The organism is Leucobacter luti (assembly GCF_004217175.1).
Classification (GTDB): Bacteria; Actinomycetota; Actinomycetes; order Actinomycetales; family Microbacteriaceae; genus Leucobacter; species Leucobacter luti.
Map to the genome: position 1 here is coordinate 35951 of NZ_SHKI01000005.1, position 23735 is coordinate 59685.

Below are 23735 nucleotides of genomic sequence, written 5' to 3' on the forward strand. Positions count from 1 at the left end.
GGGGCCGCGGGGCGCTTAGGCGCCCCGGCGGGGAGCGTGCTCGGTGCGCTGCCCGGTGACCGCGTCCATTCTGCCGATCAGCGCGATCAGCTCCGCGGGATCGTCGCCGTCGCCGATCTCGCCGCACAGCTTCACAATGCCGCGCAGCTCGGTGAGCGACTCGGCGAGTGCCGCAACCGATGCGGCCACGTCGTCGGCAAGCTCTCGCAGCTCCGGGGAAAGCTCGGTGTCAGCGAGCTGCTGCTGCCACTCGCTGAGCAGCTTGCGTGGGATCTCGATCACCGCCGCTGACTTTGCGATGGCGCCGACGGTCGTCGAGGTGATGGATCGGTGCGCGATCGAGTTCGTGCCCATCTCGGCGAGCGCGCTCCGCAGCGACTCTGCCAGCAGTGCGATCGCTGCGGCCTGTGTCTCGTCGCGCTGCGGCGCGTCGATGAGCTCCGCCGCAAACGCGGCCATCATACGCGTGTGAAGCTTGGCGAGCGCGATCCTGAACCGGTTCTCGGCGCTGTGCGTATCGAGCCGCGTCAGATCCCCGATGAGTTTGACGATATAGCCCCGGATCAGGCTTTGCATCTGCGCCCAGACGCCGAGGGGCTCGAAGAACTTGGGATCCCGGTTGCGTCCCGACAACTCGGTCACGCGCGTGACCGTGCGGGCAGCCGCATCGAGCTCGCGCTGCAGGTGATCGCCAGCTCGCTGGAGCGACTCGGAGAGCACTGCGAGGCGACGCTGCCGCAGCGACCACGCACTCAGCGCGCCATCGATCTCGACGACGATGCGCAGCAGGTCGGCGACCTCCCCGCGCGCGCCCGGACGGGCGGGCACCGGGTCGGCGCGGCGCTCGTAGCGGTCGATCTCCTGCGGCAGCGCGTGGTGCTGGAACGCGGTGAGTGAGGCGTAACCGGTGTCCGTGACGATGCGCTCGAACCGCTCCGCGCCCTGCGCTGCCGCGTCCCGCTTCGAGACCCCGGCCGCCCGCAGCCCCGACTCGTACGCTGTGAGGTCCCGGTACCAGGACCGAGTCTGGGCGAGGCGCGACTCGTTCATTGGGCGAATCCGCACGGACAGGTACCCGCCACCGCGCAGCGGTGTCACCGTCGCGTACACGGAGTAGGCGCTGCCGTCCGCGGCGAGGTTGGTGAGGTGGCCGGCGAACGGGCGCCCGGCTCGCAGCTCGCGCCACATCGTGTGGAACACGGCGCCCGGGACGTCCGGGTGCCGCACCAGCGAGTGCGGGGCTCCGAGCAGCGCGCTCCGGTCGTAGCGCGAGAACCTCACAAAGAGCTCGTTCGCGTGTTCGAGCACACCGCGTCGGTCAGTCGCCGAGAAAAACACGTCCGTGATCCCGACCTCGTGGGTCTCACCTGTCGGGGTTCTCTGGTGTGCCATGGTGATTGCCTTCGTCTGGCCCCCAACTGAACACCTCAAGTTTACCCCGAGCTCGAGGACCGCACACCCGTCCGCCCGCTGCGTGCGCGGCAGCCTCCCGCAGGGCACGTAACATTCCGTAGTTCACATGGCGCAACATGCGCGCGCGCATCGGCGCGGCCGGGCTACCGTGTGAGAGCCCGGGGTGCTAGCCGGGCCTTCGCCGCGATAACCCCGGAGGACTCCGATGCCCGCAACGCCCCTGCCCACCGCCACGATCCTCGGGTACCCACGGATCGGAAGGCGCCGCGAGCTCAAGCGCGCCATCGAGTCATTCTGGAAGGGGAACACGAGCGAGACCGAGCTGCAGCGCACGGCCAGCGAGCTGCGCGCGGCAACCCGCGCCCACCTCGTCGAGCTCGGCCTCCCCGCCGCTGGCGGCGCGGTCCCCGAGAGCTTCAGCTTCTACGACCAGGTGCTCGACGCCACGATCGCGCTCGGCGCGATCCCGCACCGCTTCGCCGACGCGACGGGGGGCAGCGACCTCGCCACGACCTTCGCGCTCGCCCGCGGCGACAAGGACCACCAGCCGCTCGAGATGACCAAGTGGTTTGACACCAACTACCACTACAGCGTTCCCGAGATCGATGAGCGCACGCCGCTCGCCGCCAACCCCGCCGCGCTCGTCGCGCAGCTCGCGGAGGCCGCTGCGCAGGGCATCGAGTCCCGCCCCGTGCTGGTGGGACCCGTGACCTACCTGCTCCTCGCGAAGGCGTCGGACGACGCCGCGGCTGGCTTCCGGCCCATCGACCGCCTCGACGAGGTCGTCGCCGTGTACGCCGAGCTGCTCGCAGCGCTCGCCGCCGGAGGTGCCGGCTGGGTGCAGCTCGATGAGCCGGCACTCGTCTCCGACTCGCTCGCCGTGCCGCGCGCCGAGATCCTGACCCTCGTCGAGCGCGCGTACGCGACGCTCGGTGCGGCGACCGAGCGGCCGTCAATTCTGCTCACCGCCCCGTACGGCGACTCGTCTGCCGCGCTGACCCGGCTGGGCGCGCTCCCGGTCGAGGCCGTGCAGGCCGACCTGGTTCGCGGCACCCTCCCCGAGGCAGACCTCAGCTCCGGGGCGCTCGCTACGGCGTTCGCCGGCACTCAGCTCGTCGCCGGCGTGGTCGACGGCCGCAACATCTGGCGTACCGACCTGCGCGCGGCGCTCGCGACCGCGGTGCGTGTGCAGGACGCCGGGATCGCGACCGTGATCGGCACGAGCAACAGCCTGCAGCACGTGCCGCACGACGTGGCCGACGAGACGAAGCTCGACGCGCGGCTGCGCAGCTGGCTCGCGTTCGCCGACCAGAAGGTCGCGCAGGTCGCGATCCTCGCACGCGGACTCGCGGCCGGAACCGCGGCGGTCGAATCGGAGCTTGCCGAGGTCGACGCAATCCTTGCCGATCGCCAGGCCGCGCCCGGCGTCCGTGACGCCGCCGTCCGTGACCGCGCCGGCGCGGTCACGGCGGCAGACCGCAACCGTGCCGCCGAGGGCGACCGCCGCGACGCGCAGCGCGCACTCGACATCCCCGAGCTCGCCACGACCACGATCGGCTCGTTCCCGCAGACCACCGAGATTCGCAAGGCGCGCGCCGCGTTTGGCCGCGGCGAGATCGACCAGGAGGCGTACGACGGCTTCCTGCGCGATGAGATCGCACGCGTGATCCGCCTGCAGGAGGAGATCGGGCTCGACGTGCTCGTGCACGGCGAGGCAGAGCGCAATGACATGGTCCAGTACTTCGCCGAGCTTCTTGACGGCTTCGCGGTGACCGAGCACGGCTGGGTGCAGTCCTACGGCACCCGCGCCACGCGCCCGTCGATCCTCTGGGGCGACGTGTCGCGGCCCGCGCCGATGACGGTCGCGTGGTCCGGCTACGCGCAGTCGCTCACCGAGCGTCCGGTGAAGGGCATGCTGACGGGTCCGGTCACGATCCTTGCCTGGTCGTTCGTGCGCGACGATCAGCCGCTCTCCGACACCGCCGAGCAGGTGGCGCTCGCGCTGCGCGACGAGATCGACGACCTCGTCGACGCCGGCATCAAGATCGTGCAGGTCGACGAGCCGGCGCTGCGCGAACTGCTCCCGCTCGACGCGGATCGCCAGGCCGCGTACCTCGACTGGTCGGTGGGCTCCTTCCGCCTCGCGACGAGCGGCGCAGCGAGCGACGTGCAGATCCACACGCACCTGTGTTACTCCGAGTTTGGCGAGATCATCGACGCGGTCGACGGGCTCGACGCCGACGTGACGAGCATCGAGGCGGCGCGCAGCCGCATGGACGTGGTCGATCCACTCGGCGATCACGGCTACTCGCGCGGGATCGGCCCGGGGGTCTACGACATCCACTCGCCCCGCGTGCCGAGCGTCGCGGAGCAGACCGAACTCATCCAGATCGCGGCCGCGCGCATCCCCGGCGAGCAGCTCTGGGTCAACCCCGACTGCGGGCTGAAGACTCGCGGCTACGAAGAGACGGTTGCGAGCCTCACGAACCTCGTGCAGGCCGCCCGCGCCGTGCGCGGAGCGTAACGCCGTGTCCCAGGGTGCGGTCGGCGCCGCGGCGCCTGAACACCTCGACCCGGCCGCGCCCTGGCCGAGCGGCGGCCTCCCCACGGAGGCCGTCGGCTCGCTGCCGCGTCCGTCGCGCCTCCAGCGCGTTGTGCTCGACGCCGAGACCGGTCTTGCCTCGCAGGAGGAGCTGCGCGCCGAGCAGGATCGCGCCGTCGCCGACACGATCGAGCGCTTCGCCGCGACCGGTTCGCCGATCGTCAGCGACGGCGAGCAGCGCCGCCAGAGCTTTGCGAGCTACCCGCTTGGCACCGAGGACCTCTCAGTGGGCCCCGTGTTCGCGGTGTTTGCCGACGGCCACCACCGGGTGATCCCGAGCCTCGCCCGCGCGCCCTTCGCATTCAAGTCCTGGGCCGCGGACGACGTCGCTGCGGCGCGCGCGCTCACCGAGCTGCCGCTGAAGCAGGCGGTGATCTCACCGTCAATGCTCTCGCTCATGGTGCCCGAGGGCGGGATCGGCGACTACAGCCGCGAGGACTTCCTCGAAGACGTGGTCACCGGCTGCGCCGAGGACATTCGCCGCTCGTTCGCGGCCGGTGCCGCGCGCGTCTCGATCGACTTCACCGAGGGCCGACTCGCCCTGCGCCGGGACCTCCGCGCGCCGTGGGCGGGGCCGGACGCGCTCGGCGGATTTATCGAGCTCATCAACCGGGTGCTCGACCGGCTGAGCGACGCTGAGCGCTCGGCCGTCGGCGTGCACACCTGCCCGGGCAACGACAACGACTCCGCGCACAGCGCCGACGTCGACTATGCCGAGCTGCTGCCGGAGCTGTTCCAGATCGAGGCCGGCTACTTTCTCGTGCAGGCCGCCGGCGAGCGTGAGCCGGATCGGGTCGCCCGGCTCGTGGGTCGCCAGCTGCGCGGCCGCGTCAGGGCGGCGGCGGACGGCGCGAGCGGGGTGCCGCGCGTGCTGCTCGGGGTGACGAATCCCACGAACCCAAAGCTTGAGACCGCGGAACAGATCCGCGATCAGCTCGTGCGCGCCGCCCGCTTTATCCCGGCCGAGCTCCTCGGGTCGACCGACGACTGTGGGTTCTCGCCCTACCTCATCGACGAGAAGCCGCGGCACGGGTCACCGGATTTCGCCCGTGACGTCGCGTTCGCGAAGATCGCGGCCCGCGTGCGCGGCACCGCGCTCGCGGCCGAGGAGCTTGCCGGCTCCGTGGGACTCGCTGGATCTGCGGGGACTGCCGCCGCGGGTTCGGCGGGGACTGCCGCCGCGGGTTCGGCGGGGACTGCCCCCGGGGGTGCGCGATGAGTCCCGCGCTGCTCACCGGCAGCGCCCCGACCCGCGCCCGATTCTCGTTTGAGGTGTTTCCGGCGCGCAGCGGAGCCGCCGCCCTCGCGCTGGGCCACGCCGTGCAGCACCTGTCCGCCGCCGGCCCCGACTTTATCTCCGTCACGTACGGCGCGAACGGCTCGAACCGCGACGCCTCGGTCGACCTGCTCAAGTACCTGCGGGACCACACCGACGCGCTGCCGCTCGCGCACCTCACCACGGTGGGGGAGGATCGCGAGACCGTGCGCGCCGCGATCCACAGCATCATGGACGCCGGGGTGCACGACTTCCTCGCGCTGCGGGGCGACCCGCCCCGCGGGCGCACGGAGGCCGATCCCGAGGTGGCCGGGTCGCTCTCCGCCCTCGAACTCGTTGAGCTGGTCGCTGAGGCGCGCGCCGAACGCCCGGCCCTCACGAGTGTCGGGCGCACCTCGGTGGCCGCCTACCCGAACGGGCACCCGCTCTCGCGCTCGCGCAGCGAGGACATCGACTGGCTCGTCGCGAAGCAGGAGGCCGGCGCGCAGTTCGCCATCACGCAGCTGTTCTTCCGCGCGGAGGAATACCTGTCGTTCGTGAGCGACGCGCAGCGCGCCGGGCTGCGGATCCCCGTGCTTCCCGGGCTCATGCCCGTTGCCACGAGCGGGCAGCTGCGCAAGGTCGCCGAGCTCGCGGGGCGCCCAGCCCCGGCGGAGCTCACCCGCGAACTCGACGAGGCGGGTGGCTACGCGCCCGAGCTGGGCGTGGAGCACACCGTGGAACTCGCGAGCGAACTCCTCGCCGGGGGAGCACCGTCGGTGCACCTCTACACGTTCAACCGGCACGAGCGCGTGCTCGCCGTGCTGCGCGACCTTGACCTGCTGACGCCCGACCCGCTGCGTTAGCTGGGCTGGCTGCGCTGGCTGTGTGAGCTGCGCTGGCTGTGTGAGCTGTGCTGGCTGTGCGCGCTGCGTTACACCGCCTGCGGGAACGAGGCGGCGGCGCGCTCCGAGAGGTGCCGCAGCGCCTCCGGGACTGTCCGGCCCTGCTTCGCCATGGTCTGCGCCCAGAGCCTCCCGGCGCGGTACGAGGAGCGCACGAGCGGTCCGGCAAGCACGCCATCAAAGCCGAGTGCCTCAGCCTCGGCGTGCAGCTCCACGAACTCCTCCGGCGGCAGCCACCGGTCGATCGGGTGGTGCAGCTGCGTGGGGCGCAGGTACTGGGTCAGCGTGAGCACGTCACACCCGGCCGAGCGCAGCTCGCGCATGGTCTCGCTGATCTCCGCCCGTGTCTCGCCCATGCCGAGAATCAGGTTTGACTTCGTGATCATGCCCGCGGCCCGCGCCTGCGCGATCACGTCGAGCGAGCGCTCGTACCGGAACCCCGGCCGGATCTGCCGAAAGATTCGCGGCACGGTCTCGAGGTTGTGGGCGAACACCTCCGGCGCGGCCTCGAACACCTGGGCAAGATCCTCGGGCCTCCCGCCGAGGTCGTCGGCGAGCACCTCAACCCCCGAGCCCGGGTTGAGCTCGTGGATCTGCCGGATCGTCTCAGCGTAGAGCCACGCGCCCGTGTCTGGCAGGTCGTCGCGGGTGACCCCCGTGATCGTGGCATAGCGCAGGCCCATGGTGCGCACCGACTCCGCGACGCGACGCGGCTCGTCGAGGTCGAGGGGCAGCGGCTTGCCGGTGCTGATCATGCAGAAGTCGCAGCGGCGCGTGCAGATCGAACCGCCGATGAGGAACGTCGCCTCGCGGTCCTCCCAGCACTCTGAGATGTTTGGGCAGCCGGCCTCCTGGCACACGGTGTGCAGGCCGCCAGACTTCACGAGTTCCCGGACCTCCTGGTACTCGGGCCCGAACCGGGCGCGGGTCTTGATCCACGCTGGCTTGCGCTCGATCGGGGTCTCCGCGTTGCGAGCCTCGATCCGGAGCAGCTTGCGTCCCTCCGCCTCCGGGCGTGCGCCGGTGGCGGGCAGCATCCGCGCGCTCACGCCGCGAACTCCGTGAGTGCGGCTGCGAGGCGCTCCTGCAGTACCGGTGCGGCATCCGCCGGGGTGACGCGGCGTCCGGCGAGCGCGCTGACCGAGGTGACGCCGGCGTCGGTGATGCCGCAGGGTACGAATCCGGAAAACGGGGTGAGGTCGTTGCTGCAGTTCAGCGCCAGACCGTGGGTGATGATCCCGTCGCTCGCGTGGAGCCCGATCTGCGCAAACTTCGCCGGTGCCGGACCACCGTCGTCGGCCCAGACGCCGGAGCGGCCCGCCACGCGAAAGCCGTTCGCGCCGAGCTCGGCCGCCGCGTCGATGATGACCTGCTCGAGGCCGCGCACGAGGTCGACGACCCCCACGCCAGGGGCGAGCTTGATCACCGGGTAGGCGACCAGCTGCCCGGGGCCGTGCCAGGTGACCCGCCCGCCGCGGTCGACGTCGACGACCGGAGTGCCGTCGCGCGGGTACTCGTCGGGGGTGGCGCGCCGGCCGGCCGTATAGACGGCCTCGTGTTCGAGGAGGAAGACGGTGCCGCGGTCTGCGCGGGTGCGCACCCGCTCGGCCGCGTCCCGCTGCAGGGCGAGGCCGTCGCGGTACGGGACCGTGTGCGGGGCGAACCCCGCCGTGACGAAGTGTGGGGTTGCGGGTGGGGCGTCGGTGAGTGAGCGCATGCCGCAATCTTAAATAGACCCGGTGCAACAAATCAAGTGGTGGGGTGTGGGTGGAGGGGTGTGGGTGGCTGGGGTCGCCGAATTCACGCAGGAGATCCGAACTCAGGCGGATGAATCTCCGCGATTCCGTCCGCCTGAGTTCGGATCTCCTGCGTGAGTTCGAAACGCGCACGTGGGCGCTCCCGCGCGGGCTCGCGCGCAGACGGGCCCAGCGGGGTGGGTGGCAAGGGGGTGGCGCAGCGGGGGGCGGCGTGCGGGCGCGCGCCATCGCGCGGCCCGCCGCTCCCGCGTGGGCCGAGTGTGATCCGGGTGTGGCTAGACCGAGCGGAAGACCGCGACCACGCGGCCGAGCACCTCGGCGTGATCGCCCAGGATCGGCTCGAACGCGCTGTTGCGCGGCAGGAGCCAGGTGTGGCCGTCGCGGCGACGGAATACCTTGACCGTGGCCTCGCCGTCGAGCATCGCCGCGACGATGTCGCCATTCTCGGCCTCGCGCTGCTGGCGCACCACGACGAAGTCGCCGTCGCAGATCGCCGCGTCGATCATTGACTCGCCGACCACGCGCAGCATGAACAGGTCGCCGTCGCCCACGAGCTGACGGGGGAGTGGCACGACCTCTTCCACCTGCTGGTCGGCAGTGATGGGGACGCCGGCGGCGATCTGGCCCACGAGCGGGACGTATGCGGCTTCTTCTGGCTGGTGCGCGGATCCCTCGGCGACAGCGCTGCTCGTGGACGCGAGCTCAACCAGGACCTCGAGGGCGCGGGGGCGATTCGGGTCGCGGCGGATGTAGCCGCCGAGTTCGAGTCGGCTCAGCTGGTGGGTGACGCTCGAAAGTGAGGAGAGCCCCACGGCGTCGCCGATCTCGCGCATGCTCGGCGGGTATCCGCGCGACTCGACCGAGCGGCCAATGAACTCGAGGATCGCCTGCTGCTTTTCGGTCAGCGGCTTCATTGAGTGGGGCGCGGCCAAGTCGCTCATCGCTGTCCTTTCCGTCCCGGAGGGCGGGGTTGGGGCTTGGATCCATGAATGTCGGAGGTGCCTGGTTCAGTGATCTCGTTGCTCGAAACCCTAGTCGCTTCATTCGAACACGGGCAAACATGTGTTCGAGTGTCGCGGAAAAGAACGAAACATCTATTCGAACTCTTGCTTGCGGTTTCGATCTATCGAAGATATATTCGAAACAGATGTTCGCATGGATCTCATATCCGCAGACATCGCGAAGAAAGGAAACGATCATGAGCTCAGCTACTCTCAGCGCAGCAGTGATGTCGTCCCAGCGCACGGACGAGGCCCGCGACGCACGCGGTGCGCTTGGCGGTCCCCGCACCCGCATGCGCCTCACTCGTCGTGGCCGCGTGGTGTTCGGCGCTCTTGCCACCGTCTTCACCGCGGGCGTTCTCGCCTGTGTCGCGACGCTCGGCGCACCGCAGGCGCTGGCCTCAAACGCGCAGGCAGACGGCCAGCAGTTCCACTACGTCGTGGTGCAGCCGGGCGCCTCGCTCTGGTCGGTCGCTACGGCCCTCGATTCCTCGGCTGACCCTCGCGACCTCGTCGCTGAGATCGTGCAGCTGAATCAGCTGGGCGGTTCAGGCGTGGAGGCCGGGCAGCCGATTGCCGTGCCGCTGCGATACTCGGACAGCCCCGTGGTGGTGTCGGCAGAAGAACTCGGTCTCTCCGCGTAGCACTGCGCGCACGGCCCAGGTTCGGTGTTCCGTGGGTGCGCTTGGCCCGCACCACGGCGGCTGCCTGGCCCGCATGACGGCGGCGGCGGAGCAGAGAAAGCGCAGAGACGCTGCCGAGCCGCAGCGCAGCGTAGACTGGGGCGGTGACTAGCCTGAGCGATCTCCCACTCCGCGCAAACCTCGTCGGCAAGCAGCCGTACGGGGCACCGCAGGATGCCGTGCCCGTCAGCCTGAACGTGAACGAGAACACGCATCCGCTCCCCGACGAGGTCGTCGCGGACATCGCCGCCTCCTTGGCCGCCGCGGTTCGTGGCGTGAACCGGTACCCCGACCGCGAGTTCGGCGAGCTGCGAGCCGCGCTCGCCGGATACCTCGGGCATGGCCTGCAGCCCGAGCAGCTCTGGGCCGCGAACGGTTCGAACGAAGTCCTGCAGCAAATCCTCCAGGCATTCGGCGGTCCCGGGCGCTCGCTGCTCAGCTTCACCCCGAGCTACTCCATGTACCCCCTGCTCGCATCGGGTACCGACACGGCGTGGATCGACGTGCCCCGGCCCGCCGACTACGCCCTCACGCCCGAGCTCGTCACCGCCGCGCTCGCCGAGCACCGGCCAGACGTCGTGATCCTGTGCGGGCCCAACAACCCGACGGGCACGCCTCTTGACCGCGAGGTGATCCTCGCCGCGTACGACGCGTTCGACGGGATCCTGATCGTCGACGAGGCCTACCAGGAGTTCGACGCGGAGCGCGAGAGCGCCGTCACGCTCCTCCCCGGGCGGCACCGGCTCCTCGTCTCGCGCACCATGAGCAAGGCGTTCGCGTTCGCCGGGGTGCGCCTCGGCTACCTCGCCGCGGACCCCGCAATCGTCGACGCCCTCCGCCTGGTGCGGCTGCCGTACCACCTCTCCGCGCTGACGCAGGCGGCCGCCACGGCGGCGCTCCGGCACTCCGGCGCGATGCTGCGCGCCGTCGCCGACATTCGCGACCAGCGTGATCGCCTCGCCGCGGTGCTCACCGGGCTCGGGTACACCGTGCACGAGTCTGGTGCCAACTTCATCCTCGTTGGCGGATTCAGCGACCCCGGCGCCACGTTCGAGGCGCTCCGGGCGCGCGGAATCCTCATCCGCAACCTCAGCATCCCCGGCCACCTCCGCATCACCGCGGGCACCGCGGCGGAGACCGACGCCGTGATCGCCGCCATCACGGAGCTCGGGCCGGGCGGCGCGACGGCCTAGCGCGCGAGGATCGAACACGCGCGCGCCAGGCTGCGCGCCGCGTCGCGCAGCCCCGCGCGCCGGTCGCCGGGATTCTCCGCTCAGAAATGCTGCGTGACCCCCTGGTTTTTGGCGCGCGCGCCCGGCTGGGCTACTCAATCTGGGCGTTCCCGGAACGCCAGCGCCGGGGCTCCGGCTAGCCTGGTGTGTATGCCTCACGCCCCTGAGACCCTGCCCCGCACTGAGCTCGAGCGCAGACTTCGTCGCTCCCGAACCCTGAACCTGGTGCTCGGCGCGCTCGCCGTGGTCGGGCTCGTGTTCGGCGGCGTGCAGCTCGCGCAGGGCGGTGCCGCGGGCGGCGCCACCGCCGCGTCGGACGGGGCCGCGGCCGAGGACTCCGCAGCTGGCACCGACGCCGACACCGCGGTGACGGTGGAGCGGCGCATCGACGGCGACACCATGGCGATTGGCGCCCTCGACGCCCCGGTGGTGCTGAGCGAGTGGGTCGACTTCCGCTGCCCCTTCTGCGCCGTGTTCTCGCGCGACACCTTCCCCGTGCTCGTGGAGGAGTACGTCAACACCGGCAAGGTGCGCCTCGAAATGCACGACGTCGCCTACTTCGGCGAGGAATCCACTCGGGCCGCCGCTGCCGCGCGCGCCGCGGGGGAGCAGGAGCACTACTTCGAGTTCGTGAAGGCGGTCTACGACGCGGCGCCCGAGAGCGGGCACCCGGATCTCACGCCCGAGGAGCTGCTCGCGTTCGCCAAGACCGCCAAGGTGCCGGATCTCGACCGGTTCGCCGCGGACATGGAGCGCGCCGACCTGCGCGAGGCCGTGAGCCAGAGCACCACGCAGGCCCAGCAGCTCGGGGTGAGCGGCGTCCCGTTCTTCGCGGTCGACGGGCAAGCGATCAGCGGTGCGCAACCGGTCGAGACGTTCCGCGCCATGCTCGACGAGGCGCTGGCCGCGGCGAAGCAGTAGGTCGGGGCCGTGAGTCTGACCCTGCTCGGCGCGTTCCTCGGTGGCGTGCTGACGCTGCTGAGTCCGTGCTCGGTGATGCTGCTCCCCGCGTTCTTCGCCTACGCGTTCTCGAGCCCCGGAGCGCTGCTCGCGCGCACCGGGGTGTTCTTCCTCGGGCTGGCAACCGCCCTCGTGCCGCTCGGCCTGCTCGCCGGCACGCTCGGCGCGTGGGTCAATCAGCACCGCTTCACGCTGGTCACGATCGCCTCCGTGCTCGTGATCGTGCTCGGCGCGGCGCTGCTGCTCGGCGTTCGGATCCCGGGGGTGATCGCCCAGCGCGGCGCCGAGAGCGCCTCGATCGCCTCCGTGTTTGCGCTCGGCACGGTGTACGGCCTGGCTGGAGTGTGCGCCGGCCCGCTGCTGGGCGCGGCGCTCGCGTTCGCCGCGTTCGGCGGCAACGCGATCGCCGGCGGGATCGTGCTCCTCGTGTTCGCGGCCGGGATGACCGCGCCGCTGCTCGTGCTTGCCGTGCTGTGGGAGCGCCTGCCCGCCGTGCGCCGGCTCGTGCGCCCCCGCGAGCTCGTGATTGGCCGCTGGCGCAATGCGTGGACGAACATCATCGGCGGGGCGCTGACCATCGCGATCGGGGTGCTCCTCCTCGTGACGCAGGGCACCACCTCGATCGGGGGCGTGCTCGGGGCGACGGATCAGGCGCGGCTCGAATCATCCGTGATGAACTTCGCCGCCGGAGTGCCCGACTGGGTGGTGCTCGTGCTGTTCCTGGTCCTGGCGGGGATCTGGGTCACCGTGTATGTCACGCGCCGCCGCCGCCGCACCGCGCCGCAGCGGGCCGTTGCGGAGGCTGATCCGGCACACGAACCCGGATAGACTTGGCTGCATGACCGCAGCCACACGTACCGTCGCGCTCGAGCGTTCAACGAGCGAGTCGCAGATCAGCCTGAGCCTCGACCTTGATGGCACCGGTGCCTCAGACATTCAGACCGGGGTTCCGTTCTTCGATCACATGCTCACGGCGTTTGCACGGCACTCGCTCACTGACCTGACGGTACGCGCCACCGGCGATATCGACATCGACGTGCACCACACGGTCGAAGACACGGGGATCCTGCTGGGCCAGGCCCTCCTTGCCGCGCTGGGCGACAAACGAGGCATCTCGCGCTACGGCGATGCCCTCGTGCCGCTCGACGAGGCGCTCGCGCAGGCGGTCGTGGACATCTCGGGACGCCCGTACCTCGTGCACTCCGGCGAGCCCGCTGGCTTCGAATTCCACCTCATCGGCGGCCACTTCACCGGGTCGATGGTGCGGCACTTCTTCGAGGCGCTGACCCTCAACGCGCGCCTCACCGTGCACCTGAAGCTGATCGAGGGGCGCGATCCGCACCACATCGCGGAGGCCGAGTTCAAGGCGTTCGCCCGCGCGTTCCGCCAGGCGAAGGCCCTCGACCCGCTCGTCACCGGCGTGCCGTCGACCAAGGGTGCGCTGTGACCGCAGCCGCCCCGCGCGTCGCCGTGCTCGACTACGGCTCGGGCAACGTGCACTCGGCGGTGAAGGCGCTCGTCGCTGCCGGTGCCGAGGTCGAGCTGACCCGCGACCCGCGCGCGGTGCAGGCGGCTGACGGGCTGCTCGTGCCCGGCGTGGGCGCGTTCGACGCCGTGATGCAGCAGCTCACGGCCGTGCGCGGCGACGAGCTGATCGACCGCCGGCTCGCCGGGGGCCGCCCGGTGCTCGGCATCTGCGTGGGCCTCCAGGTGATGTTCGCCCGCGGGGTGGAGCGAGGCGTTGAAACCGACGGGCTGGATCAGTGGCCGGGGACGGTGCGCGAGCTGCGGGCTCCCGTGCTGCCGCACATGGGCTGGAACACGATCGCACCGCCGCAGGACTCGCGCCTGTTCGATGGGGTCGCGGATGAGCGCTTCTACTTCGTGCACTCGAACGCAGCGACCGAGTGGACGCTCGAGGGTCGCACCGAGGCGACTCGGCCGCGCGTCACCTGGGCCGAGCACGGCGAGCGCTTCGTCGCGGCGGTTGAAAACGGCCCGCTCAGCGCCACCCAGTTTCATCCCGAAAAGTCCGGTGAGGCCGGCATTCAGCTGCTGCGCAACTGGATCACCACGTTCTGACACCCACAAGGAGCACATCACACATGAGCGAGTTCACCGAGGGGCCGAAGCTGCAGCTGTTGCCCGCGATCGACATGGTCGACGGCAAGGCGGTGCGTCTCACGCAGGGTGAGGCTGGCACCGAGACGAACTACGGCAGCCCGGTCGACGCAGCGATGGACTGGATCGAGCAGGGCGCCGAGTGGATTCACCTCGTCGACCTCGACGCGGCATTCGGCCGCGGCAGCAACGTCGCTGTGGCGCGCAAGATCGTGAAGCGCGCCGGCACGGCAGTGGACATCGAGTTCTCCGGCGGGATCCGTGACGACGCGAGCCTGGAGGCGGCCCTCGAGATGGGGGTGCGCCGGGTCAACCTCGGCACCGCCGCGCTTGAAAACCCGGAGTGGACCCGCTCGGTTATCGCCCGCTTCGGCGATCAGATCGCGGTCGGCCTCGACGTGCGCGGCGAGACGCTCGCGGCGCGCGGGTGGACCGAAGAGGGCGGCAATCTGTGGGACGTGCTTGAGCGCCTCGAAGACGCGAACTGCTCGCGCTACGTGGTCACCGATGTGACGAAGGACGGCACGATGCGCGGACCGAACGTGGAGCTGCTGCGCGAGATGTGCGAGCGGACCGATCGCCCGGTGGTCGCCTCCGGCGGTGTCTCAAGCCTCGACGACCTCGTCGCCCTGCGCGCGCTCGTACCGCTGGGCGTCGAGGGCGCCATCATCGGTAAGGCGCTCTACGATGGCGCGTTCTCCCTGCCCGCGGCGCTCGACGTTGCCGGCCGTCCCGCGGCGCACGCGTAGCCGCGCCGGTTCCGAGACCCGAGAACGCGACCGGCTGAGCCATGGCGATCAAGAAGCTCCCCTCGACGGGTGACGTCCCGCGGTCGACGGGGGTCCCGGAGAGCCTCGTCCCCGGGGGGCCCGCTGACTCGGCGGGGTTCCCCTGGGAGGGGCGCACCTTCGACCACCACGGCACAGCGTTCGCCGACGACGACGGCGCGACGCCCGTGCTGGTTGCCGCCGCCGTCGCCGAGCTGCGTGCCGCTGCAGCGGCCGCCGCGGCCGCAACCGACGCCGCGGCGCACTGGGCGGCGGTCGCCGACATCGCCGCCGCGCACGGCCGCGTGATCGCGGAGCTGGGGGCGGCGCGCGTGCTCGTGCCAATGCTCGCCGAGGCCGGCGACCTGGGCGTGACCCCGGAGGGGAAGACCGTCGAGAAGACGCAGGAGCTGTCGATCGTCACGGTCGCGGCCCCGGACGGCCGGCGCGTGCTCCCGGTGTTCAGCTCCGTGACCACGCTCGCGAGCTGGCACGAGAGCGCGCGGCCGATCCCGGTCCCCGCGACCCAGGCCGCGCTCGCGGCGGTGCAGGAACTGACCGACCTCATCATCCTTGACGCGGCGACACCCGAGCTTGAGTACGGGATCCGGCGTCCCGCTCTGCGCGCGCTCGCGCTCGGCGAGGCGTACGTGCCCGGCTGGGCGGACGACGAGGTGCTCGCGGCGTTCCGCGCGGCGGTTGCCACCGAGGCGGCGGTCGCGGACCTGTGGCTGTCGCCCGGGGACCCCGAGGGTCGCCTGCTCGCACCCGAGGTGGACGTCAATCTCAAGCTCGCGCCGGGGCTCGACCGCGCCGCCCTGGGGGAGCTCCTCGAACGCGCGCAGGCCGGCTGGGCGGCGTCCGCCGTGATCGCGGAGCGCGTGGACTCGATGCGCGTGCGCCCCGTCGCCGCCCCGCGCGGCGCGTAGCGCCACGCGGGCACCGCGCCACGGCTCCGCCAGCACGCCAACACGCCAACACGCCAACACGCCAACGTGCCAGTCACCGACCCTGCCTGCCGCCCCGGCTACAGCAGGTTGAGCAGCAGGATGTAGCTCGCCGTTCCCGCGGCGATGCTGAGGAGCGCGCGGCGCCTGCCGAGCAGGTGCACTGCGACGGTGACGAGCGCCGCCGCCGCGACCGCCCAGGCGTGGTCCGGACGCTGCGCGACCTCGTCCCGCAGCACGACGACGGCGAGGATGAGCATGATCCCGACCGGCATCCACCGCCCCAGGGCCTGAACGAACCGCGACTTCCGCAGGGGCTTCAATATCGCGAACGGCAGCACGCGGAGCGCGAGCGTGATCCCGCCGGCGACCAGGACCGCCGCGATGAGGTAGCCGATGTCAGGCACGATCCGCCCCCTTCGTGATGGCGAAGCGCACGGCGAGAGCCGCGGCGAAGATGATGAGCGCCGCGAGGAGCGTTTGGTCTGGGAACGCGAAGAGCGCGACGGTGACCGCGAGCCCGGCGAGCAGCGCCGAGGGGACCTCGCGGCGGCTGCGGAGCGCGTCGAGCGTCATGACGATGAACAGTGCGACGAGGGCGAACTCGAACCCCTCGATGGGTGCCGGGAGCGCCGCGGCAAGCCACACGCCCACGAGCCCGCCGCCCACCCAGTACGCCTGCATGGCGAGCTGCCCGGTCACCATCCGCGCGGAGGAGAGCTGGGCGGCGGGCATGAGCACGTAGGTGGCGTACGCCTCGTCGATCATCGCGTAGATCGAGTACGCGCGCGGCAGTCCCGGCCGCACGCGAGAGACGGGGAACGAGAGCGCGTAGAACACGTGCCGGAAATTCACGGCGAACACCGTCACCGCGATCGTGACGAGCGGCGTGGCCGCCGCGATCATGCCGACGAGGAGCAGCTCCACCGAGCCAGCGAACACGCCGATCGCGAGCGCGGGCGAGACCCACCACGGGAGGCCGGCCTGCACCACGAGCACGCCGAGCGCGATCCCGAGCGGGAATATGCCGAGGCCGACGCCGAGGGAATCGTTGAGCCCGGCAGCGATCTGGCCGCGGCGCGACGGTGGGGCGCCCTCGGACGCGGCGGTGGATTCCGGCATATGACTATATTTGCGCAGACACCGCGCAATGTGCGTGCTGAATTGGTCACCAGGGCCGCTGATCGGGCAATATATGTGCATGGACAGCCTTGACCGCGCAATTATTGACGAGCTCGTTCGCGATGGGCGCGTGACGAACGTCGAACTCGCGTCCCGCGTTGGCCTCACTGCGGGGCCGTGCCTGCGCCGCGTGCAGCGGTTGGAGGCTGACGGGGTGATCCGCGGCTACCACGCGAGTGTCGACCCGCACGCCGTGGGGCGCGGCTTCGAGGTGATCCTGCACGTCGATCTCGTGACGCAGGAGGCGGCGGTGGTCACAGACTTCGAGCGGGAGGCCGCCGCGCTCGAAGAGGTCTCGGAGTTCAAGCGCCTCTTCGGGACACCCGACTACTTCTTGCGGATCGCGGTCGCCGACCTCGCCGGCTACGAGGAGTTTTTGACGGGGCGGATCATGTCGATCCGTGGGGTGGGGAAGGTGAGCTCCCACTTCTCCATGAAGAACCTCAAGGGCTGAGGGCGGGGGAGAAGTGGGAGCCGCGCTCCTCTAGTTGACGGGGCCCGTGTACTTCTCGCCCGGTCCCTTGCCCGGGGCGTCGGGGATCGCCGAGGCCTCGCGGAACGCGAGCTGCACGGAGCGCAGCCCGTCGCGCAGGCTGCGCGCGTGCATGTCGCTGATCTCGGGCGCCCCGGCGGTGATGAGCCCGGCGAGCGCGTTGATGAGCTTGCGGCCCTCGTCGAGGTCGGTCTGGGTCTCGGGGTCGTCGGCGAGGCCGACCTTCACGGCTGCGGCGCTGAGCAGGTGCACGGCCGCGGTGGTGATGACCTCTACGGCTGCCACGTCCGCGATGTCGCGAGTCGCCTGCGCGATGTCTTCCTGCTCCGTGGTTTCCGGTGCGGCAGGCTGGGTCTGCGGCTGATCGCTCGGGTTCTCGCTCATGCTGTCCTGACTGTTACGGCGGTCGTGTGCTAAGATTGGTGACGGTTCTCGGTGAAACGCCGAGATGCGGAAGTGGAGATTCTCCCACCCGGCACCTCTCTAAGGTTACCGGGTTGTTGACACCCCGCCTCTCAGGAGGCAGCAGTAAGGGTGTGGGACGGCGCGTGCGCGGTCCGGATCTTCCTCCACAGTGACTCCCGTCAGGGAGCGCCCACGGTTCTCCCCCTCCGGGGAGAGCGCACACTGAAGCAGAGGAGCCGGCGATCAGCGATCCCCGTACGAATGACAGAATCCGCGTCACCGAGGTGCGACTGGTTGGTGCCAGTGGCGAGCAGGTCGGTGTCGTGCCGATTGAGACCGCACTCCGCATGGCGGCTGACGCCGATCTCGATCTCGTAGAGGTTGCCCCGAACTCGAAGCCCCCGGTCGCGAAGATCATGGACTTCGGCAAGTTCAAGTACGAGGCTGCGCAGAAGGCGAAGGAAGCTCGCCGCAACCAGGCAAACACGGTCCTCAAGGAGGTCCGGTTCCGCCTGAAGATCGACAAGCACGACTACGAGACCAAGACGAAGCGTGCGGTCGGGTTCCTCTCTCAGGGCGACAAGGTCAAGGCAATGATCCTGTTCCGTGGCCGCGAGCAGTCGCGTCCCGAGCAGGGCGTGCGCCTCCTCCAGCAGTTCGCTGAGGACATCGCCGAGTTCGGCACCGTTGAGTCTTCCCCCCGGATCGATGGCCGCAACATGGTGATGGTCATCGCCCCGCTCAAGAACAAGTCCGAGGCGAAGGCCGAGCTGAACGCTCGCCGCGCCGAGGAAAAGGCCACGCGGAAGGCGGACAAGGCCGCAGAGGCCGTCCCCACCGACGACTAATCTTCGGTGCGGCTCCCTGAGCCGAAACCGAGCACATCGCAGCCCTCGGGCGCGCACACAACAAGGAGAAATCGATGCCAAAGCAGAAGACCCACTCGGGGGCCAAGAAGCGCTTCAAGCTGACCGGTTCCGGCAAGCTCAAGAAGCAGCGTGCTGGCCTGCGCCACAACCTCGAGGTGAAGTCCTCGCGCCGCAAGCGTCGCCTCGGTGCTGACCAGATCCTGTCAAAGGGTGACGCCAAGCAGGCAATGAAGCTCCTCGGTCACTAAGACGCGAGCACCACGCTTTTCATCACAGAGTTTGTAAGGAAGAACTGAAATGGCAAGAGTCAAGCGGGCCGTCAACGCCCACAAGAAGCGTCGCGTAATCCTCGAGCGTGCCGAGGGCTACCGCGGACAGCGTTCGCGTCTGTACCGTAAGGCCAAGGAGCAGGTCACTCACTCCCTCGTCTACGCATACAACGACCGTCGTAAGAAGAAGGGCGACTTCCGTCGCCTGTGGATCCAGCGCATCAACGCTGGCGCCCGCCTCAACGGCCTCACCTACAACCGCTTCATCCAGGGCCTCGGCCTCGCGGGTGTCGAGGTTGACCGTCGCATGCTCTCCGAGCTCGCCACGAACGAGCCGGCAGCGTTCGCGACGCTCGTCGAGGTCGCCAAGAAGGCTCTGCCCGAGGACACCTCGGCGCCGAAGGCCGCGTAACGCGCCCCTCGCACCACACACAAGGCCCCGTCCGGTTGGACGGGGCCTTGTGCATTCCCCGGGCAGGTGCGCGGTGCCCGGAACCGGCCCGCACCGGGCGCGGGTATGGTTAGTGGGTGATTGAGAACCCGAAGTCAGGCCGCGTGAAGAAGACCGCCGCCCTCGCCCGCAAGAAAGAGCGCCAGGAGTACGGCCGCTTCCTCGTGGAGGGGCCGCAGGCCGTCCGCGAGCTGCTCGCCTACCGTCCGGGGCTCGCCGACGTCGTCTTCGCGACGACCGGGAACGAACCGTGGCAGCACGAGATCGACCGGCTCGCCTCGGACGGCGACGTTGAGCTTGAGCGCGTCACGGGCCAGGTGCTCGCGGCGATGACGGAGACGGTCTCGCCGCAGGGGGTCGTCGCCGTGGCGCAGACCTGGGACACGAGCCTGGACGAAGCGTTCGCCGACGCGAAGCTCGTCGTCATCATGCACGAGGTGCGGGATCCGGGCAACGCGGGCGCCGTGCTGCGCGCCGCGGACGCGGCCGGTGCCGACGCGGTGGTGTTTGCGGGCGAGAGCATCGACCCGTTCCACCCGAAGGTGGTGCGCTCCACCACCGGTTCGCTGTTCCACTTGCCCGTGGTGGTCGCGCCGGATCTTGCTGCCGTGATCGACGCGGCGCGCGCCGCCGGGCTCACCACCCTGGCCGCGGATGTGCGCGGCACCGACCTGCTCGCTGCCCGCTCGGAGGGCGTGCTCGCCGGCCCGATCGCCTGGGTGTTCGGCAACGAGGCGCGCGGGCTCACGGACACTGAGCGCGCGCTCACGGACCGCTCCCTCAAGCTCCCGATCTACGGCGAGGCAGAGTCGCTGAACCTGGCGACCGCGGCGAGCGTGCTGATCTACGAGACGGCGTTCGCGCAGCGCGCGAACTGAGCGCGCCGCCGGGGTCGTACCCAGCTGCCCCGGGGCAGCCGCACTGAGCGGCCGCCCCGGGGCAGTCTCGGCTACGCGAGCAGCGTCGCAGCGAGCTGCTCGCCCGCGCGGAACCCGGGCAGGATCGCGAACACGGCGGACCCCGTGTGTGTGACCCACTCGTTGAGCAGATCGAGCTCGTCGATCCGCTCCTGAATCGGAACGTACTGCGTGAGCGGGTTGCGCTGGTAACAGGCGAAGAGGAGGCCCGACTCGCCCCCCTCCTCGTAGTTCACCGCCCGGCGGAAGATCCGCTCGCTCGGGTCTTCCGAGCGCGCGCGCCGAATGTGCGCGTAGCTCGGGATCACCGGGAGCCCGAGCTCGTTCTTCGCCTCGTAGTCGACGGGGGAGTGCTCGGTGCCGCCCGTGAGCGGCGCCCCGTCCGCGAGTGTGCGGCCGATCGTCTGCTCGCGGCCAGGCCGGTCAACCCGGTCCCAGGTGTCGAGCTCCATCCGGATGCGGCGCAGCACGAGGGCGGTGCCGCCGGCGAGCCAAGCGGGCTCGGCGGCGGAGGCCGGTCGATCCGCGCCACCGAGCCAGACGAGGTCGGTGAAGTCCTCGTCCTTCGGTGCGGGGTTGACCGTCCCGTCGACCTGCCCCATGAGGTTGCGCATGGTGGTGCCGGCGGCCTCGGAGTCGCGGGCCTGCCGGAACCCCTGCTGGGTCCAGGCGTGATCCGCAAAACTGCGCAGGTCGCGGTGCAGCATGCGCGCCGCGTGCGCGAGCGGCAGTGTGTCGTCGGCCTGGAGCAGGAGCAGCAGGTCACCGCCGTCGTGCGCCCCGTCGAGCTGGTCGCGGCTGAACGCGGGGAGCGGGGCAAGCCACTCCGGGCGCTGTGCCGCGTCGACCCGTTCCACGAGGCCGGGTCCCACGCCCACCGTCACGGTGAGCCGCGCGGGGCGCGCGGCAAGCTCCGGTTCCGAGTCGGCGAGCGGGGCGGCGCCCGAGGTGAGGCCCTCGACGTCACCCGTCAGGATCCGGAACATGCGCCGCAGCGCGTCGCGGTCCGTCTCCGGTTTGAGCGTGTACGCAATGAAGCGCACGTGGGCCGCCGGGGCGGTGACGACCCCGGCCTGGTGCGCGCCGTGGCAGGGGATCACCTCGTCGCCGAACTCGGACGGCGCGGGCTCAGCGGTCACCGGATCGCGCAGCGCGCCGATCCCAAGCGCGGCGCCGATCCCGAGTGCGGCGCCGAGCCCGGCGCCCGCAGCGCCGCCAGTGAGCAGGGCCCGCCGCCCGAAGCGCCGCGTTTCGCGGGCCTCGGGCGACGATGCTGGTGCCGTGTTATCCGGCATGCTCATCACTCGACATGTCGCCGTGTGATCCGCCGTCGGAGTCTTCGATGTCCTCGTAGTTCTCCTGCGCGCCGTCGTAGTCCTTCACGAGCACGCTCGTCTCAACGGTTGAGCCGTCGTCGAAGGTGAGGGTCAGTTCGACCTCGTCGCCGGCGAGCAGCGGCTTGGGGAGATCCATGAACATGATGTGGTTGCCGCCGGGCTCGAGCTCGAAGCTGCCGCCCGCGGGAATCACGAAGCCGCCGTCGACCTCGCGCATGACCGAGCTGCCGCCCGAGACGACGGTCTCGTGCAGCTCAACCATCGCCGCAGCGGGGCTCGCGACGCTCGTGAGCGTGAGATCGCTGTCTCCCGAGTTGGTGAGCGAGCCAAAGACGCCGGTCATGCCGTCGCCGGCCTTCGCCCAGCCGTCGACGATCTCGAACGAGCTTGCCGCAGTGGCGGCCGAGGTCTCCTGCGCTGCGCCGTTCGTGTCGGAGGTCGCGGGGGTGGTGGAGCAGCCGGTGAGGAGCAGTCCGGCGGCGAGAGCCGCGCCGGAGAGCGCGAGGAGGCGTCGGGTGGGGCGCAGGGGTGCGGGTGCTGTGGTGGTGATCACTTCTGGTCTCCCTCGGTCGAAGCGGTGTCGGTGTGGTTCTGTGCGGTGGGTGCCTGCGCGGCGGCAATGTCCTTGGCCATGCCCTGCGCGCGGCGGCGGTTGCCGACGATCGCGGCGGTCACGCCGCCGGCGATGACGACCACACCACCGATGACCGCGGCGATGATGCCGCCAACGGGCATGCCCGACGCGGCCTTCGTGTCGTCCGCGGCGCCCGCAGCGTCGTGGTCGTGCGCGGCGTCGTCGTCCGCGTGGTCGTGGTCGCCCTCGGCTGCGTGGTCGTGGTCGCCCTCAGCCTCGTGCTCGGCGTCCTCAAGGCGCTGATCCGCCTCGACGATTGCCGCGTTCGCGGCGCCGCCGGCGGGCACCGTGATGCCGAATGCACCCTCGATGGGGTGCCCGTCGCTGGAGACGACCCGCCAGGCGGCGGCATACTCGCCGGCGGGAAGATCCTTCGCGAGCGGCTGGGTGACCACGGGCCCCGCGATCTCGGGGACGCCGCCGGTGACGTCTGTGCCGTCGGCGTCGGTCACCACGATCTCGGTGCCGACCTCGATGATGCTGTTGCTGAACGTGAGTTCGAAGCCGGTGACGGCGTTTGCCGCGTCGTCGACGACCAGTTGCGTGTTGATGAGCTCGTCGTGGGCGAGCGCGGGCGCAGCGACGCCGAGAGTGGCGGCGCCGGCGAGCAGCGCGATCGCTGCGACCCGGGTGAAGCGGCGCGGCGCGGCCGACTGGTCGGACGTGCGTGCGTGTGCAGTGCGAGACATGTGTGTCCTCAAAGGTGTGACCCGGCGTGTGCCGGGGTGAAGTGGCCCCGGGGCAGGGTGCCCGGGGTGCGCCGAGGGTGCTGCGCGCGGGTGCGCGCAGCACCCGCACGGGTGTGCGGGCGCGAAAAGCTGAACAGCTGAAGCGTGATGGGAGGGCGCGGAGCGCGCTCAGGCGCAGCGCGGCGGACCGCGCCGGCTCATCGCCGACGCGGCGAGGAGTCGGTCTCGCAGCGACACCGCCGCGGGTGTGTTCGGCAGCGCAGCCGGGCGTGCGAGCGGGACCGGGACCTGAATCTGGTGCTCGGCAACCACGCGGCGCAGGGCGCGCCGGAGCGCGACAAACGCGCGCTCGCCGCGGTGGAGCAGCGCGATCGTGAGGCACGCGGCGAGCGCGTGTCCGAGCCACATCGCGGCGTCGGCGGAGCCGGCGTCGGCAAGTGCGGGGGAGAAGCCCTGTAGTGCGGCGAGGTGTGCCGCGTGCGGTGCCTGCGCAATGCCGCCGCTCGCTGCCGGGTCGGTGACGAGCCCCAGGCCGGCGAACATCCAGTGGTAGAGGAACTGGGCGGTGGCAACGGCGGCGGTGAGCCGCCAGAGGGAGCCAACGCGCCCGGCGAGCGCCACGCAGATCGGCAGTGTCACGATCACGGTGGCGACCACGGACGCGAGGGTGATGACCCCGCCGGCGATGCTGTGCGAGCCCGCCGCGAGCAGCGTGACGACCAGTGCGCCGAGCGCGCCGCGGAACACGCGAACGCCGCGACTCATCCGGGCGTCCGAATGAGCGCGCGCAGAATGTCGCGGGCTCAGCATGTCTCAAGTCTAAACGGCAGCGCCGGGTGTGACGCA

General features: G+C 70.7%; 27 protein-coding genes. 16 read left to right on the top strand and 11 right to left on the bottom strand.

Annotated elements, in window-relative coordinates; genetic code table 11:
* Positions 1-15: 15 nt before the first annotated feature.
* On the bottom strand, positions 16-1392 hold the full coding sequence (locus tag EV139_RS09280; RefSeq protein ID WP_130454070.1) for a PAS domain-containing protein: 1377 nt from the start codon (positions 1390-1392) through the stop codon (positions 16-18).
* Positions 1393-1618: 226 nt separating this feature from the next.
* Between EV139_RS09280 and metE the strand changes: the two genes are divergently transcribed.
* From metE to EV139_RS09295, 3 genes are read left to right on the top strand one after another with little or no spacing between them, the layout of a single operon-like run.
* The gene (gene metE / locus EV139_RS09285; RefSeq protein ID WP_130454071.1) at positions 1619-3937 is read left to right on the top strand and encodes a 5-methyltetrahydropteroyltriglutamate--homocysteine S-methyltransferase; all 2319 of its coding nucleotides are present in this window, start codon (positions 1619-1621) and stop codon (positions 3935-3937) included.
* A gap of 4 nt (positions 3938-3941) precedes the next feature.
* On the top strand, positions 3942-5234 hold the full coding sequence (locus tag EV139_RS09290; RefSeq protein ID WP_237464401.1) for a uroporphyrinogen decarboxylase/cobalamine-independent methonine synthase family protein: 1293 nt from the start codon (positions 3942-3944) through the stop codon (positions 5232-5234).
* Positions 5231-6136 (top strand): methylenetetrahydrofolate reductase, encoded by a 906-nt coding sequence (locus tag EV139_RS09295; RefSeq protein ID WP_130454072.1) that lies wholly within the window; start codon positions 5231-5233, stop codon positions 6134-6136. Before EV139_RS09290 ends, EV139_RS09295 begins: the two co-directional genes overlap by 4 nt.
* A 68-nt stretch (positions 6137-6204) precedes the next feature.
* Here the strand turns inward: EV139_RS09295 and lipA are convergent, their stop codons facing one another.
* From lipA to lexA, 3 genes are all read right to left on the bottom strand, one after another.
* The gene (gene lipA, locus EV139_RS09300) at positions 6205-7212 is read right to left on the bottom strand and encodes a lipoyl synthase (RefSeq protein WP_130454454.1); all 1008 of its coding nucleotides are present in this window, start codon (positions 7210-7212) and stop codon (positions 6205-6207) included.
* Between the two features lie 8 nt (positions 7213-7220).
* A complete protein-coding gene (lipB, locus tag EV139_RS09305) occupies positions 7221-7892 on the bottom strand; it encodes a lipoyl(octanoyl) transferase LipB (RefSeq protein WP_130454073.1) in 672 nt (223 codons plus the stop codon).
* A 315-nt stretch (positions 7893-8207) separates the two neighbouring features.
* Complete coding sequence (gene lexA, locus EV139_RS09310) at positions 8208-8873, bottom strand: transcriptional repressor LexA (RefSeq protein ID WP_130454074.1); 666 nt, start codon at positions 8871-8873, stop codon at positions 8208-8210.
* 257 nt (positions 8874-9130) lie between these two features.
* Here lexA and EV139_RS09315 point away from each other — a divergent pair, with 257 nt between their 5' ends.
* From EV139_RS09315 to EV139_RS09350, 8 genes are all read left to right on the top strand, one after another.
* Positions 9131-9577: a LysM peptidoglycan-binding domain-containing protein gene (locus EV139_RS09315; protein ID WP_130454075.1), complete on the top strand. Its 447-nt coding sequence runs from the start codon at positions 9131-9133 to the stop codon at positions 9575-9577.
* 143 nt (positions 9578-9720) lie between these two features.
* The gene (locus EV139_RS09320; RefSeq protein ID WP_130454076.1) at positions 9721-10809 is read left to right on the top strand and encodes a histidinol-phosphate transaminase; all 1089 of its coding nucleotides are present in this window, start codon (positions 9721-9723) and stop codon (positions 10807-10809) included.
* A gap of 189 nt (positions 10810-10998) precedes the next feature.
* Entirely contained in the window at positions 10999-11769 is a 771-nt protein-coding gene (locus EV139_RS09325; RefSeq protein ID WP_237464398.1) for a DsbA family protein, read from the top strand.
* A 9-nt stretch (positions 11770-11778) separates the two neighbouring features.
* Complete coding sequence (locus EV139_RS09330) at positions 11779-12636, top strand: cytochrome c biogenesis CcdA family protein (RefSeq protein WP_130454077.1); 858 nt, start codon at positions 11779-11781, stop codon at positions 12634-12636.
* 10 nt (positions 12637-12646) lie between these two features.
* A complete protein-coding gene (hisB, locus tag EV139_RS09335; RefSeq protein ID WP_130454078.1) occupies positions 12647-13255 on the top strand; it encodes an imidazoleglycerol-phosphate dehydratase HisB in 609 nt (202 codons plus the stop codon).
* Complete coding sequence (hisH, locus tag EV139_RS09340; RefSeq protein ID WP_130454079.1) at positions 13252-13890, top strand: imidazole glycerol phosphate synthase subunit HisH; 639 nt, start codon at positions 13252-13254, stop codon at positions 13888-13890. Before hisB ends, hisH begins: the two co-directional genes overlap by 4 nt.
* A gap of 23 nt (positions 13891-13913) precedes the next feature.
* On the top strand, positions 13914-14678 hold the full coding sequence (gene priA / locus EV139_RS09345) for a bifunctional 1-(5-phosphoribosyl)-5-((5-phosphoribosylamino)methylideneamino)imidazole-4-carboxamide isomerase/phosphoribosylanthranilate isomerase PriA (RefSeq protein WP_130454080.1): 765 nt from the start codon (positions 13914-13916) through the stop codon (positions 14676-14678).
* Between the two features lie 41 nt (positions 14679-14719).
* Entirely contained in the window at positions 14720-15625 is a 906-nt protein-coding gene (locus EV139_RS09350; protein WP_130454081.1) for an SseB family protein, read from the top strand.
* Positions 15626-15723: 98 nt separating this feature from the next.
* Here the strand turns inward: EV139_RS09350 and EV139_RS09355 are convergent, their stop codons facing one another.
* Both EV139_RS09355 and EV139_RS09360 read right to left on the bottom strand, forming a co-directional pair.
* Entirely contained in the window at positions 15724-16050 is a 327-nt protein-coding gene (locus EV139_RS09355; RefSeq protein WP_130454082.1) for a branched-chain amino acid transporter permease, read from the bottom strand.
* A complete protein-coding gene (locus EV139_RS09360; protein ID WP_130454083.1) occupies positions 16043-16765 on the bottom strand; it encodes an AzlC family ABC transporter permease in 723 nt (240 codons plus the stop codon). Before EV139_RS09360 ends, EV139_RS09355 begins: the two co-directional genes overlap by 8 nt.
* A 79-nt stretch (positions 16766-16844) precedes the next feature.
* Between EV139_RS09360 and EV139_RS09365 the strand changes: the two genes are divergently transcribed.
* Positions 16845-17279 (top strand): Lrp/AsnC family transcriptional regulator, encoded by a 435-nt coding sequence (locus EV139_RS09365; RefSeq protein WP_130454084.1) that lies wholly within the window; start codon positions 16845-16847, stop codon positions 17277-17279.
* 30 nt (positions 17280-17309) lie between these two features.
* Here the strand turns inward: EV139_RS09365 and EV139_RS09370 are convergent, their stop codons facing one another.
* The gene (locus tag EV139_RS09370) at positions 17310-17702 is read right to left on the bottom strand and encodes a DUF1844 domain-containing protein (RefSeq protein WP_130454085.1); all 393 of its coding nucleotides are present in this window, start codon (positions 17700-17702) and stop codon (positions 17310-17312) included.
* A gap of 263 nt (positions 17703-17965) precedes the next feature.
* On the opposite strand from EV139_RS09370, the gene infC reads away from it, so the two are divergent.
* The 4 genes from infC to EV139_RS09390 all read left to right on the top strand — a co-directional run bounded on the left by infC (position 17966) and on the right by EV139_RS09390 (position 20190).
* Positions 17966-18571 carry a translation initiation factor IF-3 gene (gene infC / locus EV139_RS09375; protein ID WP_130454086.1) on the top strand — a complete coding sequence of 202 codons (606 nt, stop codon included), beginning with the start codon at positions 17966-17968 and terminating at the stop codon, positions 18569-18571.
* Positions 18572-18645: 74 nt separating this feature from the next.
* Positions 18646-18840 (top strand): 50S ribosomal protein L35, encoded by a 195-nt coding sequence (gene rpmI, locus EV139_RS09380; RefSeq protein ID WP_087011182.1) that lies wholly within the window; start codon positions 18646-18648, stop codon positions 18838-18840.
* A 49-nt stretch (positions 18841-18889) separates the two neighbouring features.
* The gene (rplT, locus tag EV139_RS09385; RefSeq protein ID WP_130454087.1) at positions 18890-19273 is read left to right on the top strand and encodes a 50S ribosomal protein L20; all 384 of its coding nucleotides are present in this window, start codon (positions 18890-18892) and stop codon (positions 19271-19273) included.
* A gap of 116 nt (positions 19274-19389) precedes the next feature.
* Entirely contained in the window at positions 19390-20190 is an 801-nt protein-coding gene (locus EV139_RS09390; RefSeq protein ID WP_130454088.1) for a TrmH family RNA methyltransferase, read from the top strand.
* Positions 20191-20261: 71 nt separating this feature from the next.
* On the opposite strand, the gene EV139_RS09395 is transcribed toward EV139_RS09390, so the two are convergent.
* The 4 genes from EV139_RS09395 to EV139_RS09410 form a co-directional block, all read right to left on the bottom strand.
* Positions 20262-21524 (bottom strand): Dyp-type peroxidase, encoded by a 1263-nt coding sequence (locus tag EV139_RS09395; protein ID WP_237464396.1) that lies wholly within the window; start codon positions 21522-21524, stop codon positions 20262-20264.
* A complete protein-coding gene (locus EV139_RS09400; RefSeq protein WP_241989011.1) occupies positions 21514-22119 on the bottom strand; it encodes a copper chaperone PCu(A)C in 606 nt (201 codons plus the stop codon). The genes EV139_RS09395 and EV139_RS09400 overlap by 11 nt, the downstream gene beginning before the upstream one ends.
* Positions 22116-22889, bottom strand: coding sequence for a copper resistance CopC family protein (locus EV139_RS09405; protein WP_130454090.1), 774 nt, complete (start codon positions 22887-22889; stop codon positions 22116-22118). Before EV139_RS09405 ends, EV139_RS09400 begins: the two co-directional genes overlap by 4 nt.
* 168 nt (positions 22890-23057) lie before the next feature.
* Entirely contained in the window at positions 23058-23654 is a 597-nt protein-coding gene (locus EV139_RS09410; protein ID WP_237464386.1) for a hypothetical protein, read from the bottom strand.
* Positions 23655-23735: the final 81 nt, after the last annotated feature.